This window comes from Bacillus sp. GBSW19, from assembly GCF_002998655.1.
In the GTDB taxonomy this organism is placed as follows: domain Bacteria; phylum Bacillota; class Bacilli; order Bacillales; family Bacillaceae; genus Bacillus.
Map to the genome: position 1 here is coordinate 471604 of NZ_PVRF01000002.1, position 14439 is coordinate 486042.

A 14439-nucleotide genomic window follows, 5' to 3' on the forward strand; every position below is an offset into this window, starting at 1 on the left:
AAAGAGCTGCTTATAAGCATACTCTCTCGACCTCTATAATTCCTTTGTCATAAATAAACTGTTTGGATCTTCTTGATATGAATCGAAAGGCGGACAAATATAAAAACCAACACTCTCATATAGTTTTCTTGCTGGCTCAAAGAAAGACATCGCACCTGTCTCTAAGCTGACACGTGAATAGCCGCGCCTTTTCGCCTCTTGGAGAAGATGGTTCAGCATATACCTTGCTACACCTTTTCGCATATGGAGAGCTGCGGTCCTCATTGATTTGATTTCGCCGTGATCACTTGACAGCTCCTTTAACGCTCCGCAGCCAAGAAGCTCCTCTCCTTCCCGCACACTCCACACTGTGACATCTTGCTTTTTCAAATCAGCTAACGGAAGGGCATGAATGCTTTCTGGCGGGGAATGCTCTTTCATTTCTTCTATATGAGCGGTAATCAGCTGCTCTATTTGTCCATCCGTGAGTGTATCTTGTTGAATGTACATGTCTATCACTCCTTCACGATCATTGTACGTGAAGAGTCAGCATTCACCTGCTGTTATGTCAGATAAACGAACAAACAACCGGCATCCATCCGCCAGTTGTTCTTTTGATATCAACTATTTATGAAGAAAGTACCGCTTGTAACTCTTCTGCTGTACTGCTTTCAAGCTGACTTCCGACTCCTACTGCCACTGCACCTGCTTTCAGCCATTTTGGCACATCGGCTGGATGAATACCGCCCGTTGGAATAAATTCAATCTCTGGAAACGGACCTTGTAAGTTTTTCATATAGGATAAACCGAAGGAACCGCTTGGAAAAAGCTTGAGCAAGCAGTAGCCATCTGCTTTTGCCTGCATGATTTCACTTGGGGTGAGGACACCTGGTACATAGAGTGTGTCGTGAAATGAGAGATGCTCTCCGATCACAGGGAGATATCCTGGACTGACAATAAATTGTGAGCCTGCGTCAATGGCTGATTGTGCCTGCTCAAGGGTTATGATTGTGCCTGCTCCTACAATCAGATCTTGCTCATGCTGAAAGGACGCGATGATGTGTTCAGCATTAGGCGTGGTATACGTCACTTCAATGGCTCGAACGCCTTTTTTCTTTAAACGCTCAATGGTCTCAATGCCTTCTGCTTCACTCCCCGCTCTCACCACTGCGATCAGCTTACAAGCCGCGAGCTGCTCTTTAACGCTCAAACTTGCTGACTTGCCCATATCCTTCATCTCCCTTCATATATTCCCGTCTATGATATCGTTTGGCTTCTTTCATAAAAGCCTGAAGCTCTTCCCGAGTAGGCAGTCCGTCTTTATCGCCAGGAGACATCACCGCAAGAGCCCCTACAGCATTGCCTCTTGTCACAGATTTTTCATATGATAAACCGTCCAATAAGCCGCTGATGACCCCCACGGCAAATCCATCACCGGCACCGACTGTATCAACGACATCTGGCACATAAAATCCGCTCACAATCCCCTGACTGGCTGCACTTTTATAAAAGGCACCTTCTGCACCGAGCTTCATGACCACAAGCTTGACGCCTTTTTGCAAATAAACATCGGCAATCTCTTCCGGTTCGTGACAGCCTGTGAGCCTTTGCCCTTCTGCAAGCCCCGGAAAAAACCAATCCACTTGAAAAGCCATTTGATTCACCGTATGGATCATATCTTCCTCCTCTTCCCATAGCTGCAGCCGAAGGTTTGGATCAAATGAAATGGTTTTGCCTGCTTCTTTCATTTTTTGAAGAGCACAAAAAGAAAACGCTCTCATTTCACTGGATAATGCAGGCGGAATACCTGTCATATGGAGGTGTCCTGCCTGTTTGAAATAGCTGGCGGGAAAGTCGCTTGGACTCATTGTGCTCGCAGCAGAGCCTTTACGATAATACGTGACATCAGGGTCTCCATCCATCACTTTGGATTTAAGTAATATCCCTGTTTGAGCCCCGTCATTTGAACGGATCACTGCACTTGTATCGACTCCTTCTTTTTGAAGCTCTTCTAAAATAAATGTGCCAAGTGAATCTGCTCCGACTTTGCTCACCCATCCCACATCAAAACCTAGCCTCGCCAAACCGACTGCCACGTTACTTTCGGCGCCAGCAAGCGCCTTTTGGAATGTATGCACTTGATGAAGCTCTCCGGCTTCTTTTGCAAAAAACATCGCCATTGATTCCCCAAATGTGACCGCATCCAATGCTTTCACTCATTTCTCCCCTTTCTTGGTACCGGTTTCAAATTAGTTAAAAAAGAGAGAGTATGCACGTATGTATACTCTTCTCTGTCTGTTGTTTATAAAGATTTTCTTACGATGATTTCTCCGTCAAGCTGAATGGTTTGGGGCGCACTTTCATCCCCTTCAAGCCGAGTCTTGATTTTTTGCATGGCGGCTTTCCCCATTTCATGAGATGGCTGGGCAACCGTTGTGATTCCAGGCCCAATCAGCTTATACCATTCTGTATCATCAAAGCCTGCGATGCCTATCTCCTCTGGAATCTTTATCCCAAGCTCTACAAGCTCACTAATCAGTTTCAGCATGAGTAATCCATTGGCTGCTAAAATCGCTTTTTTCTGTTGGTTTGATTGTACAAAACGGACAAGCTCTTCTCGCAATTGTTCCTTTTGCTTCAAATCAATTTCTGCAGTGAGCGGCTTCTTATGTTTACTCATAGCTGTCTGCTCATATGCTTCTTTTCGTTCTTCACGAGGACTGATCCCATCGACCGGCTCAGTAAAGAAAGCGATGTGCTCATAGCCTTTCTCATACATTTGTTGAAGCAGCCGGATCGTGATATCACGGTTATTCGTTGTCACTGTGTCGACTTTTAGTTCTGACAATTTCCGGTCAACAAGGACAATTGGTACACCGTTTTTCTTAAAATCCTGCAGAATGTCATTGTTCTGGCCTGTCGTATTGATGATGAGCCCTTCAATATAATGCGCATTCAGCTTGAGGAGCATTTCCCGTTCTTTTTCTGGTCGGTTATCTGTGTTGCATACCATGATACTGTATCCATATTCATCACAAATTTCTTCGACTCCGCGAAGTGTCGCTACAGAGAATGGATTCGTAATGTCGGCTACAATAAACCCAATGACCTTGCTTTTTCTTACTTTCAAACCTTGGGCGAGCTGACTCGGACGATAATGCAGTTCCTCAATGGCTTTTTTAATTTTTTTGACCTTTTCAGTAGAAATTTCATTTGTTCTGCCATTGATATATCTGGATACAGTTGATTTTGAAACACCTGCATAAGCGGCCACTTCGTTGATGGTCACTTTCGTTTGCTTTTTCTCTTTCATTCAAAAAACTCCCACAATCGATATCTTCTCATTTGTTTCGAAACCGATTTCAAATAACTTAAAAAGAGCATATCATAATTTCATGCATTTCAGAAGATTTTTTTGCATGAAGAGGGCAAAAAATCATCTAAATAAATAAAAAGAAAACGATTTCAAAATAACGGTTGACGGCGTTCTCTTTTTCCTCTAGAATTTTCCTTGAAACCGATACCAAATAAAACATCAATATTTTGTTTCAGATGGAAAGGGAGGCTTATCTCAAATGGAAAATCGTTATGCTGTACACCCTGAGCAGGTCAAACGTTTTACAACAGAGGAACTTCGTCGTCATTTTCATATTCCTACGCTATTCGTCAGTGGTGAATTAAAGCTCTACTATTCGCATGAGGATCGCGTGGTGATTGGCGGAGTCAAGCCGTCTGCAGAGCCGCTCAAATTAGATGCCGGAGACTTTTTACGTACGGAATATTTCCTTGAAAGACGAGAGATCGGCATTGTAAATGTCGGCGGTCTAGGAACGGTCACTGTCGATGGTGAAGCCTTTGTACTGGAGCACAAAGATTTCTTATATATTGGGCTTGGACACGAAGATGTACAGTTTGCTAGTTCATCAGGCGAAGAGGCCAAGTTCTATCTTGTATCAGCCACGGCTCATCAAGCGTACCCTACACAAAAAGCAGCCATCGCTGAATTAACACCGAATCACTTAGGAGAAGCGTCTGCTTCAAACGTACGAAACCTGTATCAAGTCATCCACGCAAACGGCATCCAAAGCTGTCAGCTCATGATGGGAATCACTCAGCTGGAAACCAATAACACGTGGAATACGATGCCCGCTCATATTCATGATCGGCGTATGGAAGTGTACTTATATCTTGATATCGAAGAAGATGCTCGTGTCTTTCATTTTATGGGAGAGCCATCTGAAACAAGACATCTCGTTGTCGCAAATGAGGAAGCGGTCATTTCTCCTGCCTGGTCCATTCATTCAGGCTCGGGTACAGCGAATTATTCATTTATTTGGGCGATGGCGGGCGAGAACTATACGTTCAAAGATATGGACTTTGTCCCAATGGACCAGCTGAGGTAATGTGATGACGACGATATCCTATGTAGCGTCCCTCTTTTCTCTTGAAGGTAAAACAGCCCTTGTGACAGGTCCAGGAACCGGCATTGGGCAGGGCATTGCTGTGGCGCTTGCCCGGTCAGGCGCAGATATCATCGGCACATACCATCACACACCGCTTGAGGAAACGAAAGCGCTAGTCGAACAGGCGGGCCGCTCATTTCATGCGGTTCAGGTTGACTTTTCCGACCCTCAAACGGCAAAGCAGGCTGTCGATGCCATGTTACAAAAGCATACGATCGATATTTTAATCAATAATGCTGGCACCATTAAAAGAGAGCAGGCCGCTCATTATTCAGAGGAAGATTGGCATACGGTCATGGATGTGAATATCAATAGTCTCTTTTTACTCACCCAAAGGGTTGGACAGCAGATGCTGAAAAACAGGCAAGGGAAAATCGTCAATATCGCCTCCCTTCTTTCGTTTCAAGGCGGCGTCTTTGTCCCCGCCTATACAGCAAGTAAACACGCAGTCGCAGGGCTGACGAAGGCTTTTGCAAACGAATGGGCGAGCCAGCATATACAAGTGAATGCGATCGCTCCTGGTTACATTGCGACCAATAACACGCAAGCCATTCGGGACGATGAGAATCGAAATGAAGAGATTCTCAAACGAATCCCTGCCGGGCGCTGGGGAAAGCCTGAGGATCTAGCCGGCGCGGCTGTTTTCCTTAGCTCACCAGCCTCCGATTATATGAACGGTCATATTTTAGCTGTTGATGGCGGCTGGCTTGCGAGATAAACAGGCGAGAGAATTCCTATTTTGAGGGATTCTCTTTTTTTCTATTTGCATAATTCTCCTCCTTCCGAGTCACTCTATAAAAAAACATGACATGAGGGGTGAGGTATTATGAAAAGTCGTATTGAACAAGATATAGCGTCCGTCATCAAGCGTGTCAAAAGCTTTGCCGGGAAAAGTGATGATATCGTGTTCCACTCATTTTCATTTGGCCCTTCTGCTATCTCTGCATGTCTCATGTACGTTGAAGGACTCACAGAATTTGAGATGCTTTCTAAGCAAATCATTTCACCCATGCAAAAGGAATTGGATATCAACGAGGTTGATTCTAGTACGCTTCCGGCCCTGTCTAAAACGTTCTTTGGCATCCAAAATGATGTGCTGGAGGATATGAACCTTGCCATCGAGCAATTATATAGCGGCAGGGCTATTTTATTTGTAGATGGAGCGGCTCAAGCACTTGCGCTCCAAACGAACCTTTTTCAATTTAGAGAAGTAGAAGAGCCGCAATCGGAAGTCCTTGTAAGAGGGCCTCGGATCGGTTTTATTGAAAATCTTGAAAAAAACACGGCTTTAATCCGTGAGCGGGCAAACGACCCTAACCTTGTCATTCAAAAGGTAAATGTAGGTACTCGCAATAAAAAGTCTGCTGCCCTTGTGTACGTTCGTGATATTGTTGATCCCAAATTAGTAGAAGATGTTCTATCACGCATGACCGAAATCAAAATGGATGACATCCCTGAAACCGGCTATATTGAACAGCTGATTGAGGACAGCCACATCTCCATTTTTCCGCAGATTCAAAATACAGAACGTCCTGACCGGGTGATTGCATCTGTGCTTGAAGGCAAAGTCTCCATTTTGCTCGACGGCACACCTTTTGCCCTCATCATGCCTATGACACTTACAGCCTTGATGCAATCACCGGAGGATTATTATCAAAGATGGACAAGTGCGACTCTTTTGCGCCTACTTCGTTATTTTGCCGTACTGTTAACGATTTTTTTACCAGGGCTCTACATCGCTCTTGTCTCATATCACCCCGGTTTATTACCAACACGAATGGCAATCACCATCGCAGGCAGCCGGCAGAATGTTCCGTTTCCTCCTGTTGTCGAGGCGATTCTTATGTCTTTTACGATTGAGCTGCTGCGAGAAGCTGGACTTCGGCTTCCTAGAGCCATCGGGCAGACAATTGGGCTCATTGGCGGCGTCATCATTGGTCAGGCGGCTGTCCAAGCCAATATCGTCAGTGCCTTAATGGTGATTATTGTGTCGCTGACCGCCTTGGCCGATTTCACTGCCCCTTCGTATGACTTTAGTTTCCCGCTGCGCATCTTGCGCTTTATGGCCATTTTCAGTTCAGCGATGTTTGGATTATATGGCTTGATCATGTGTTATTTATTTGTGCTTTGTCACCTGATGCAATTAAAGACCTTTGGTTTTGACTATTTCACACCTGTTTTGTCTTCACCGTTTTCAGATTTAAAGGATACGTACGTACGTTTACCAATTGGGCTATTTAAATCGAGACCGAAAACAGCAAAAATAAAAAATCTCAAAAGACAAGGAGATTAAACGATGTACAGAGCTGAGAAGCTATCATTGTTACAAGTCACCATTCTGTGCAGCTCTACAATGATAGGCGCTGGAATTTTAACCATTCCACGCAGTTCTGCCAATTCAGGGTTCCCTGATGGCTGGATCATTGTATTAATACAGGGAGTCATCTTTGCTTTCGTTGCTTTTTTGTTAGGATGGATTGCTGAAAAGAATGCACCGGACACCATTTTTGAGTCAAATACTAAAGGAGCCGGTGCAATCTTTGGCACGTTCTTTAATTTAATGCTGATTGCCTATTTACTAGGCATTGTCGGCTTTGAAGCGCGTGTTCTCGGAGAGGTTGTTCAGTTTTTCCTGCTGCAATCGACTCCCATGGCAGTGATTGTGATGATTTTTCTTCTTGTGGCGATCTATCATTTGAAAAGTGGTATCTTTCCAATAGTGAAAATGGTGACATACATATATCCGATGACGATGATCATTTATATTGGGCTCATGCTGTTTAGTTTGAAAATATTCGATTTTGATTACTTACGCCCGGTGATGGCGAACGGGTTTAAAGATTTCAGTAATTTGTTCTCTCAAACATTTATTCAATTTACAGGCTTTGAGGTCATTTTGTTTGTTGTACCACTCATTTATAAAGACAAATGGTCGAAGGCGAAATGGGCCGCTGCGATCGGGGTCGGAATTACCTCACTTATCTACTCTCTCACGCTCTTTATTGTGATTGGTTCCATGACCGTTGGAGAAACGAAATCCCTCACCTGGCCCACTGTCTCACTCATTCAAGCACTAGAACTTGAAGGGGTTTTCATTGAACGATTTGATATTTTTTTACTGACGATCTGGACTTGCCAGCAGTTCATTTGTATGCTTGGCTTTTTCCAATTTGCCATTAAAGGGTGCCACACAGTCTTTAAGACGACCAATGTAACGAGACTGCTTTGGTTGCTGTTTTTGATTACCTCTGCCCTCTCTTTATTTCCGAGAAATATCAATGAAGTCTTTTACTTCTCTACTTTACTCGGCTACGCATTGTTCGCGGTTTTAGCCATTCCTTTTATTACAGCTGTTCTGCTGATGATACGTAAAAAATGGGGAGGTCGTTCTGCATGAGAGGAAGGCGTGTATTGTTCATCTTTTTATCCTGCTGTCTTTTCCTTCTATCAGCAGGTTGCTGGGACTTAAAGGATATTGAAAAATTATCATTTGTACGCGGCGTTGGCATTGACGAGGAAGAGGAGCAAGGAGTCAAGCTCACCTACCAAAACCTGGTTCCGAAGATGGGTGGGACACAAGAGGCTGATTCTCCTGGCCATGTGAATGTCGTCTCAAAAGGGAAAAATGTGCTGGAGGCTGTCAGTAATGTCGCCTTAAAGGACCCGCCGATCTATAGTGATCATCTAAAAATTTTCTTGTTCGGCAAAAATCAGGCAGAGCATCACGATATTCAAGGAACGCTCAACCACTTTATACGAGATGATGAGGTTCGGCGAAGCAGCTACCTTCTCGTGTCACGAGATGATGCGTCAAAAGTGATCAACCAAAAATTGAAATCACAGCAAAAGGTTCCGGTTGAACATATCTTTGAAACATCCAAAAACCGAAGCTTTAACGGAAAGATTTTGCTGCCAACCCGTATTGGCCGGGCATCTGATTACTTCCAGATGGGTGCTAGCTTCCTTGTCCAAAGTGTAGATGCGATAGACGGTGAACTGATTTATGATGGAGCAGGAATCATTGATGGAAAAACACGAAAGCTGATCGGCTTCATCCCTGCGAAGGATGTCCAATCTTTAAATTGGGTGATGGACCGAATTTCAGGCGGCGTTGTACCTGCCACCTACAAAGACTTTCCGATCACGTATGAAATTAAGAAATCAAAAACCAAGATTGAACCCTATCTGAAGGATGGACATATTTCCTTTAAAATTAATGTCAACACCCAAGGAAAGCTCTCAGAGGATCAGTACCCTGCAGAAAATTCATACGATGAGCAGTACATCAAAAGATATGAGCTTCTTTTTGCGAATAAAATCAAACAGCGAATTCAAAAAGCAGTCCATCATGTGCAAAAAGAGGTGGGCGTTGATCCCATATTTTTAAGCCGGCAGTTTCGTATTAAATACCCTGACTATTGGGAAAAGCATCGAAACGAATGGGATACGCTCTTTCAAGAAGCGGATATCGAATATGATGTCAAAGTCAGCATTTTAAACTTTGGGGCAGAAGGCGCAACAAAAAGCTTCAAATGGTAATGCAAAAGGCGGTTATCTCGAAGGGGAGCCGCCTTTTTTACGCACGACAATTAAAAGCTGATATAGGGTCACTTGATCAGACAACGCTTTTGTTTGAAAGCCAAGTGACGCTCCTACTCTCGCCACCTCGTCAAAAAACAATTGGACGTTCTGATCAATCTGAACATTGATGCGCTGCTCGATCACCCGTTCAAACAAATGGTTTGGGAAAAGCGCACGCATCGTGTTTGGTGTGAAGAACCTCAGATGGGTTCGGTCTAAAATCCCTACATCTTGATACGTAAAATCCCCTGTCATTAACGGGAGAAGCACCTCCGCATGCATCATGTTTGGCAGGCAGCAAATGATCACGCCGCCCGGTTTTAAAGATGCGTGCGCTTGTTCAATGATGTTCCAAGGATCTGACACATGCTCTAAAACATCAGAAAAAATGATGGCATCAAAAAAGGCCTCTTTCTCTAACCATGGGTACTCATCCGCTTTTGCCTCGATGACTTCTTCGTAATATGCCTTTGCGATTGCTGCTTTTAATGGATCGGCCTCTACCCCGTACATGTCAACAGACTGCCGATTCATTAGTTCAAGCCCTGTGGCCCCTGCGCCGCATCCCACATCAAGTACACATGCAGCGTCTTCAGGCAGCAGAGCCGCAAAGTACGGATGGGGGGTCATCAGATTGAGATCAATGCCCCATTTATCTAAAAACCGAAGCCTGTTCTCAGCAAACAGTGTAGAGATGTTCATTTCTTGATTCGCACGAAAGGTTGCATGACCGTGATGATGCACAAATGAATCGTGGACGATTTGCAGCTGATATCCCTTGAGCAAGGATCTCAAACAAAGATCGTCATCCTCAAATGATCCATACACGAACCGCTCATCAAATAACCCCACCTCTTCAATGAGCTCTCTTTTCACCAGCAGACAAAACCCCACAAGCCGATGTACATATGTTCTCTGACCTTTTCTCGCAGCCGTATAATTTTTCGCAAAGGCTGGGAGCTCCTTCACATCTGTATACGATGGCTCGACCATTTGAGGACCGCTCACATAATTGGAGACAGGTCCTACCATCCCAATACGTTCTGATGCAAATAACGCCTCTTTTAATGGAAAAAGCCAGTTTTCCGTTACGATCGTGTCGTTATTTAAAAAGAGAATGCTATCTCCTGTCGCTTGTTTCGCTCCTTGATTACAGCCCTTTGCAAAGCCTTGATTCTCTGTATTTTCAATGAAAATCACATCTTTCAGTTCTCTCACATATTCCTTCGTCCCGTCGGTTGACGCATTATCAACGATGATGAGTTCATATTGGTCACTTCGGGTATGCTGCTTGATGCTGTCGATACATTTTTTCGTTAAATGCAGTTCATTGTACGTCAGCATGACAATGCTCGTTTTCCCTTTCATCTCATTTCCACCTTTCGCTCGCCTGTTCCATATGTATGTCATATGCAGCACGTTCAGAAGATGAGAGATTGTCCTTTCTTGATTAAACGTTTGTTTAACAAAGAAAAACCAGCTGCATGCGGGCAGCTGGTCGTTGTTCACACCGTTTTTCCTTCCTCACCTGTGACGGCACGGTTCCTCTTTTTTAAATCTTCTTCAATTTCTTCAAGACTTTTCCCTTTCGTTTCAGTCACCATATATTTCACAAACAAGAAGGCGCCTACGCCGATGACCGCGTAAATGAGGAAAAGATTACTGATACCCATCGCGCTTAATAGAGCTGGGAATGTAAGCGAGATGATTAAATTCCCTGTATGAAGGAGGAAAGTAGAGACGCCTGTCCCGATTCCTCGAACATGTACTGGGAACAGCTCTGGAAGCATTACCCAAACGACAGGACCCCAGCTGACAGCAAAGATGACGATGAAGAGTCCTAAACAAATAATGGTTGTCCATCCTGCAGCTGTTGACCCCTCGAAAAATCGATTGACCACTGACAGGACAATTAAACTTAGGACCATGCCAGAATTTCCAAATAAGAGCAGCGCTTTACGCCCTACACGGTCAATGATTTTAATCGCCACAAACGTCATGACTACATTCACTGCCCCAATTCCGACGGTTCCTAAAATTGCCGCTGAATTACCAAAGCCAACGCTTGTGAATGTTTTTGGTGCATAGTAAATAATCGTATTGGTACCGATAAACTGCTGCAGAAAGGCAAGACCGACACCAGCGATTAATGCTGGACGTACCCATGGCTCAAATAATTCCTTAAAACCGCCTTTTTCTTCACTTTCCGCCTGTTGAATATCAGAAATTTCTTCTTCAACTTCTTGCTTACTCTTTCTGAGTTTAGATAATATCTCTTTTGCACGGTCTGCCTGTCCATGGACAAACAGCCAGCGGGGACTTTCCGGCATAAATAAAATCCCACATAATAAAAGCACAGAAGGTACGACCGCAATTCCAAGCATCAGGCGCCATGCTTCTGCATCCGCTAAAGCGTAATTCACAATATAGGCTAGTAGAATACCAAATGTGATCATGAGTTGGTTTAATGAGGACAATGCTCCTCGCGATTCCTTTGGAGCAAGTTCAGATAAATATAATGGAACAATCGTTGTTGAGCACCCGACAGCAAGCCCTAGTACAATTCGGAATAAGACCATCACTTCCGTATTCGGAGCAAGGGCTGTACCAAATCCGCCGATAATAAACAAAATTGCTGCGGCGATGATGGCTTTTTTCCGCCCAAATTGATCTGTCAGCTTTCCAGAAAGAGAGGAACCGAGCATCGCTCCGATTAAAATCGAGCTGACAACTAGTCCCTCTGTAAACGCGTTTAACCCTAAATCCTCTTTCATAAATAAGATGGCGCCAGAAATGACACCTGTATCATAGCCATATAAGGCGCCGCCAAGTGCGCCGAAGAAATAAAGCCATCCATTCCGATTTTTCATGTTCATAACCCCTCTTTTGTTCTGTATGTACTGGATGTTTCTCTATGGAAAATCATTTTCCTCACTTCCTGTCATTTCAAACATTTCAATGTTTTATGACAAATATATTTCATTTGAAGTATCATTGAAACTTTTTACGATAAGGAAACGTCAATTAAGCGTTAGTGAAAAAAATGTCGCACTATATCCCGTTTTAAGGTATATTTGTTTTAGTTTGTAAGCAAGAAGAAGGACATCTTTACTATAAAAATCATAGCGAGGGTTTAAAATATATGGATCAATCAAGAAGCAAACGCAAAGGAAAAAAGCGTTTAAAGCCATGGGTGAAAGTCACTCTATTTATAGTCGGTATTCTTTTACTGACAACCGCTTCTGTCACAGGCTATGCCTACTACAAAGTGACAAATGCTGCCAAAAAGGCGCAAGTATCTCTGGATCGCGGTGCACAATCTGTGAAACGGATTGAAGCATTCGATCCTGGGAAAGACAGCTTTTCTGTCTTGCTGCTTGGCATTGACAGCAGACCGGGCGAAACAGTGAAACAAGCACGAAGCGATGCGATGGTCTTAGCAACCGTCAATCGTACAAATAAAACCGTAAAATTATTAAGCATTCCAAGGGACTCATATGTGAATATTCCAGGGCATGGCTATGACAAAATTACACATGCACACGCATTTGGTGGTGCAGATTTAACCTTAAGTACAGTCGAAGATTTACTAGATATTCCGGTTGATTTTGTGATCCAAAGTAATTTCACAGCATTTAAAGAGATCGTCAATGAACTAAACGGAGTCTCTATTAACGTCAAGGATGAATATGTGGTCAAACAGGTTCTAAAAGATACAAAGGGCAAGGTACAGCTTCAAACAGGAACTCATACACTAGACGGTGATCAAGCTCTCGCATATGTGAGAACAAGAAAGGCAGATAGTGATTTAATGCGCGGACAGCGTCAAATGGAAGTATTAAAAGCCATTTTTGATAAATCAAAATCGTTAACGTCTATTCCGTCATATGACAATATCATTGATACACTTGGTGAGAATGTCTCAACCAATCTTTCAATGAAAGAGCTAGTCGGGCTGTTCCCGCTTCTGACGTCATTGAAATCGGTCGATACCATTCAGCTTAAAGGCTCTGATTACCAGCCAAACGGGGTTTATTATTACCAATTGGATCAAAACCAGCTAAACGAAGTGAAGACTGAATTGAAGAAGCAGCTTGAATTATCATAAACAGAAAGCGTCCCTAAGGGGGGCGCTTTCTGTTTGTTGACAAAGGGCTAAAATGGTTTTTATTTTAGCTCTTTGTCTTCTTTTCAGCGTGATTGAAAACCTTTGAATTCTAGGAAGGACGAGCACTGGCGCGGAGCGAATTTGATATTCGTGAGCACCAGCGCGCAGGACTGACAAAGAATGCAAGGGTTTGTCTACACGCTGAAAGCGTCCCTAAGGGGGCGCTTTTCTACTTGTTGACGTTGATGTAGATTTTAACCCTTTGGCTTATTCCCTTGATCATTCGGTCATTTTTGTTTAGCCTTGATAGAGAGGAACAACCATCCTATTGCTCATGAGAATGAAGGAAATCGTACATACTTTGAAGAGGCTATTGCATGCATGAAGGAGGATTTGACAGCGATGAAAAAAATGATTGCGATTGATTTAGACGGTACACTTTTAAATACAAAAAGTGAAATATCTGCTCAAAACCGGGAGGCATTGATTCGTGCGAAGGAAGCGGGATATATTGTCACCATCTGTACAGGGCGGGCGACTTTTGATGTAAAGGAACTGCTTGGCAATTTGGACATCCCCATTATTGCAGCAAACGGCGGAACCGTTCATACCGAAGGATACGAACTTTTCAGCCGTATCACACTTGACCAAGAAGCAGGAAAACGAGCGGCTAAGGCATTAGTGGAACGAAACATTTACTTTGAGGTCTATACGGACGATGCGCTCCTCTCTCCTTTTGATGGAAAAGAGAAGCTGAAAGCAGAATTTGATGTCATCAAAAGTGCGAACCCAAATGAGGATGTAGCTGATTTATGGGAAGGAGCGATGACTCAATTCAAACAATTTGGCATCAAACCAGTAGATGATATTCGCCAGATTTTTGAGTCGAATGAAGCGACCTATAAATTACTCTGCTTCTCATTTGATATGAACAAGCTACAGGAAGCACGAGATCTTCTCGCGGAAATGCCTGAGCTTTCATTGACCTCTTCTGGAAAACATATCATTGAGGTACTGCCAAAAGAGTCTGGGAAAGGACATGTTCTCAAAAAGCTCGCAGCTCATTATGGCGTAGACCGCTCACATATTTATGCGATTGGCGACAGCCCCAACGATCTATCCATGTTTGAGGAAGCAGGCCACCGCATTGCAATGGGGAATGCCGTAGATGTTATTAAAGAAAAGAGCACCTTCATCACAAAAGGCAATCATGAAGACGGTGTTGCTTACTTTATTGATCTGCTTTTACAAAATCAATTCCACGAAAAAAAGACGCTAGTCTGATCAGCGCCTAGAGAGAAGTCTAGA

At 43.6% G+C, this 14439-nt stretch carries 13 protein-coding genes; 7 read left to right on the forward strand and 6 right to left on the reverse strand.

Going from position 1 to position 14439, the window contains the following annotated elements:
- Positions 1-33: 33 nt before the first annotated feature.
- The 4 genes from C6344_RS12150 to C6344_RS12165 form a co-directional block, all read right to left on the reverse strand.
- A complete protein-coding gene (locus tag C6344_RS12150) occupies positions 34-489 on the reverse strand; it encodes a GNAT family N-acetyltransferase (RefSeq protein WP_034660191.1) in 456 nt (151 codons plus the stop codon).
- 118 nt (positions 490-607) lie between these two features.
- Positions 608-1207, reverse strand: a complete 600-nt coding sequence (locus C6344_RS12155) for a bifunctional 4-hydroxy-2-oxoglutarate aldolase/2-dehydro-3-deoxy-phosphogluconate aldolase (protein ID WP_106072056.1) — start codon at positions 1205-1207, stop codon at positions 608-610.
- Entirely contained in the window at positions 1179-2195 is a 1017-nt protein-coding gene (locus tag C6344_RS12160; protein WP_106048134.1) for a sugar kinase, read from the reverse strand. The genes C6344_RS12155 and C6344_RS12160 overlap by 29 nt, the downstream gene beginning before the upstream one ends.
- An 86-nt stretch (positions 2196-2281) precedes the next feature.
- Entirely contained in the window at positions 2282-3292 is a 1011-nt protein-coding gene (locus C6344_RS12165) for a LacI family DNA-binding transcriptional regulator (RefSeq protein ID WP_060597431.1), read from the reverse strand.
- Positions 3293-3554: 262 nt separating this feature from the next.
- Between C6344_RS12165 and kduI the strand changes: the two genes are divergently transcribed.
- From kduI to C6344_RS12190, 5 genes are all read left to right on the forward strand, one after another.
- Complete coding sequence (gene kduI, locus C6344_RS12170; RefSeq protein WP_106072967.1) at positions 3555-4382, forward strand: 5-dehydro-4-deoxy-D-glucuronate isomerase; 828 nt, start codon at positions 3555-3557, stop codon at positions 4380-4382.
- 4 nt (positions 4383-4386) lie between these two features.
- Positions 4387-5160, forward strand: a complete 774-nt coding sequence (gene kduD, locus C6344_RS12175; RefSeq protein WP_106036461.1) for a 2-dehydro-3-deoxy-D-gluconate 5-dehydrogenase KduD — start codon at positions 4387-4389, stop codon at positions 5158-5160.
- A 108-nt stretch (positions 5161-5268) separates the two neighbouring features.
- Entirely contained in the window at positions 5269-6735 is a 1467-nt protein-coding gene (locus tag C6344_RS12180) for a spore germination protein (RefSeq protein ID WP_060597434.1), read from the forward strand.
- Between the two features lie 3 nt (positions 6736-6738).
- Complete coding sequence (locus C6344_RS12185; RefSeq protein ID WP_060597437.1) at positions 6739-7839, forward strand: GerAB/ArcD/ProY family transporter; 1101 nt, start codon at positions 6739-6741, stop codon at positions 7837-7839.
- Positions 7836-8981 carry a Ger(x)C family spore germination protein gene (locus C6344_RS12190; RefSeq protein WP_060597440.1) on the forward strand — a complete coding sequence of 382 codons (1146 nt, stop codon included), beginning with the start codon at positions 7836-7838 and terminating at the stop codon, positions 8979-8981. The genes C6344_RS12185 and C6344_RS12190 overlap by 4 nt, the downstream gene beginning before the upstream one ends.
- A 12-nt stretch (positions 8982-8993) precedes the next feature.
- Here the strand turns inward: C6344_RS12190 and C6344_RS12195 are convergent, their stop codons facing one another.
- Both C6344_RS12195 and C6344_RS12200 read right to left on the reverse strand, forming a co-directional pair.
- Complete coding sequence (locus C6344_RS12195) at positions 8994-10391, reverse strand: bifunctional glycosyltransferase family 2 protein/class I SAM-dependent methyltransferase (protein WP_060597735.1); 1398 nt, start codon at positions 10389-10391, stop codon at positions 8994-8996.
- Between the two features lie 137 nt (positions 10392-10528).
- Positions 10529-11893: a sugar porter family MFS transporter gene (locus C6344_RS12200; protein ID WP_106072968.1), complete on the reverse strand. Its 1365-nt coding sequence runs from the start codon at positions 11891-11893 to the stop codon at positions 10529-10531.
- A 272-nt stretch (positions 11894-12165) separates the two neighbouring features.
- On the opposite strand from C6344_RS12200, the gene C6344_RS12205 reads away from it, so the two are divergent.
- The gene (locus tag C6344_RS12205) at positions 12166-13131 is read left to right on the forward strand and encodes an LCP family protein (protein ID WP_106072969.1); all 966 of its coding nucleotides are present in this window, start codon (positions 12166-12168) and stop codon (positions 13129-13131) included.
- Between the two features lie 402 nt (positions 13132-13533).
- Positions 13534-14415, forward strand: a complete 882-nt coding sequence (locus C6344_RS12215) for a Cof-type HAD-IIB family hydrolase (protein WP_189313026.1) — start codon at positions 13534-13536, stop codon at positions 14413-14415.
- Positions 14416-14439 lie beyond the last annotated feature (24 nt).